The organism is Bartonella sp. AA9NXGY, assembly GCF_042196845.1.
Lineage (GTDB): Bacteria > Pseudomonadota > Alphaproteobacteria > Rhizobiales > Rhizobiaceae > Bartonella.
Genome location: NZ_JBHIRB010000055.1, coordinates 1 through 2,694 on the forward strand (window position 1 = coordinate 1; position 2,694 = coordinate 2,694).

The window sequence follows — 2,694 nt, forward strand, 5'->3', positions numbered from 1 at the left end:
CCCTGTAAGAAGTTATTTGAGGCGCCCAATTGATTTTGATTGGCTTGGTCTATCATGGCATTGGCTTGCATCATGCGGTCCGCATCACGATTATATTGCTCTAACATAGCACGAGCGTATATAGAATCTCTTCCTTTCCGCACTTCCTCTCTGTGATCAGGAGTTGCATAACGACCAATACCTGAGAAATATCTGTTAATTTGAGTGTCTGAATCATCTAATGCTTCTTGAAGTGCTTGTTTGAAATACGAATTTTCTCCCATCATACCACCAGAGGCCATATGTCGAAGATTCATGGCTGCCGACGTTGGATTATAGATTGTATTCATCAAAGAGCGATTTTGATAATGATGAGGAATACTTCCAAGACCACCAATTCCATAGCGCGTTTGATCACTTAACGGCGCTACACGAGGACCGCCATAAACATTCCCACCCGCCCCTGTATCATACAGATTATACGCATCCGCACCACCTCGCTTAAAGACATTCTGCATCCAAGCAGGAGGGGCACTTGTCTGCACCTGCTTCTGTTCTGTCGTTGCTGGTCTACTGCTCCCCATGTCACAATTCCTTCCTATAATAAAGCATATCTATGCCATAACCTTGTTTGTTCAGTGCACGTTTCCAACCTAAACGCCCTAAAATCTCTATCTCAAAAGCCCCATTCTCACGCGCCCAATCCTCTACAAATGTCAAATTATCAACTTGATCAAGAACGCCCTTGCCACTACATTCACAAATCAGAGCGCGCTTCTTTCCTAAAACTGTCTGCTGTATCTGGGTCGTGAATGCCGCTAAAAAGCGCTCGTCATCATCCAAAACAAGCCATAACTGTTTCTTGCCACTGCAAATCGCTTCAAGGAGCTCTTGCAACGTGATTTCATGTTTAAAACGTTCCACATACTCGCGAAACGACGCAATGATGTCTTCAAGGTATGGTGCTATACGCTCCATATCCCAAGACGTGGTCAAAAAGACTTTTGCCATTACCCTCTGCCTAAAGGACGTAAATCCACATTAAATCCTGTGATTTGGTTCCAATGAACACCTTCAGGAATACGCAATTTAAAGCGGTGATAACGATTGCGCGAACGACCATGATAAGCACCCGTGACATATGAACATGCCCTCTCTTGGTGCCATGTAATCGGCGTCTGATTATTGCGAAGACGACGCTCTCCTATGCTTAAAAGACCTTCCGTCGTATCAACTTCAGCAAACATCTTCGTGATAAAGTTAAAACTTCCATCTGGTGCTCCCAATTCTTGCGAAACAACCGTTGCCTCCATCGGTGCTCCCGTAAACATAACAAGCCGATTTTCATCATCAAAAGCACCAAGCATTGGGGCGCCACTTTGCCAACGAGGGCTGTCTAAAGAAGCCGGCAATGTCTCAAGATTGATCGAGATCTCATCTAACTGTTCTAAAGTATAACCTGTCGTAAATACTGGAAACAACGTGAAAGGTTTTCCCTGTAGCGTCGACCATTTCTGCAATCCCCAATCATAAACAAAGGTCGTTTGCTCGTTATTGCCTCTCTTTAAGGACCAGTAAATCCGGTTATCAATGGGATCTATAACCCCTTGCATCTCATCAAGAGCAAACTTATCAAAGGTTTTAAAAACTGTTCTATCAACTTTCTCAAAGCCTATCGGCAAAAGTTGACCATCCAAACTCATCTGATAAAAACCACCATCACTCGCAAAAAAAACATCACTCCCTCGACATGCTATAGAGGACGCACTACGGGCTCCGCGCTTGTCTTGTATCTTTTGAAACGTAAACACAATCTTAGAACCCGCAACAAAGGTTCCTGCATAAATAGCAGAACGCATAAAAATGAGGGGATTAGTCGATTCCGTAGACCCTTGAACATATTCTCCATCTGGAAAATCTTGAAAATCGCAATCTTTCTGCTTAACTGTCCAATGGGTTGCATCTTCCAAACCTGACCAATGAATGCGATTGGGGTGATCTGTCAATTGCATCAAACAAACAAAAGGTCCCCAAACCTTCACCAAGCCTGCTTTCGGGGGATTGCCTCCTAAATCTTCAAATCGTTCAGAACTATGGGTATTAAAAACTTGTGGTTTATCATTTTTATTCACCGCAATAATTCTTTGACCAAACAAAGCGAACGACCATTGATTATCTTCATGCGCATGATAAGTCACACCACTTTGACTTATGTCCTTCCACCCCTTCGTTTGACTATCATAACTGTAAAGCTTTTGCTTGCCTCCTACGATTATCTTAACACCATTGCCACTTCTAAACGCTATGCACCCCAAAGGCTTTTCTTCCAAAGCATGAGACACAACCATTGCACTAGGCATCGGAATGTAACAGCCATCAGCCGGTAAAACATTCACAAGCGTATCCGTAAAGCTACCGTTGACGACCGAAACATCTGGTCTGTAATCAGCGATTGGAAAATAAACCATCTTAAAAATCCGTCGGAATTATTCGAGTGACGTTATGACGTTGAGACGTCTCTGCACGCAATTCATGCAACTGTTCGTTAAAGTCATTGTACGCTGCTGTTGCACAATCGGGTTCTTTAAGGATATTCTTGTAAAGTTCGTATTTTGCACGCGCCTTAATCAAATCAAACGCGTGCACAAACCATGGATGCTCCTCATCAACACTCTCTATCTCTGATAAACGCAATGGAGAGAGAATGAGTTGAAT

The 2,694-nt window shown here is 43.2% G+C and carries 2 protein-coding genes and 2 pseudogenes; all 4 read right to left on the reverse strand.

Annotation, left to right across the window (positions count from 1 at the left end):
- Nucleotides 1-563: pseudogene (locus tag ACFIM6_RS09595) on the reverse strand (hypothetical protein); the annotation flags it as partial.
- A gap of 1 nt (nucleotide 564) precedes the next feature.
- The gene (locus tag ACFIM6_RS09600) at nucleotides 565-990 is read right to left on the reverse strand and encodes a hypothetical protein (protein ID WP_375610955.1); all 426 of its coding nucleotides are present in this window, start codon (nucleotides 988-990) and stop codon (nucleotides 565-567) included.
- Complete coding sequence (locus tag ACFIM6_RS09605; RefSeq protein ID WP_375612638.1) at nucleotides 990-2,447, reverse strand: hypothetical protein; 1,458 nt, start codon at nucleotides 2,445-2,447, stop codon at nucleotides 990-992. The genes ACFIM6_RS09600 and ACFIM6_RS09605 overlap by 1 nt, the downstream gene beginning before the upstream one ends.
- 1 nt (nucleotide 2,448) lies before the next feature.
- Nucleotides 2,449-2,694: pseudogene (locus tag ACFIM6_RS09610) on the reverse strand (hypothetical protein); the annotation flags it as partial.

Coding starts and splice junctions, on each gene's coding strand:
- ACFIM6_RS09600 (WP_375610955.1), bottom strand. CDS start 990: ATGGCAAAAGTCTTTTTGACCACGTCTTGGGATATGGAGCGTATAGCA.
- ACFIM6_RS09605 (WP_375612638.1), bottom strand. CDS start 2,447: ATGGTTTATTTTCCAATCGCTGATTACAGACCAGATGTTTCGGTCGTC.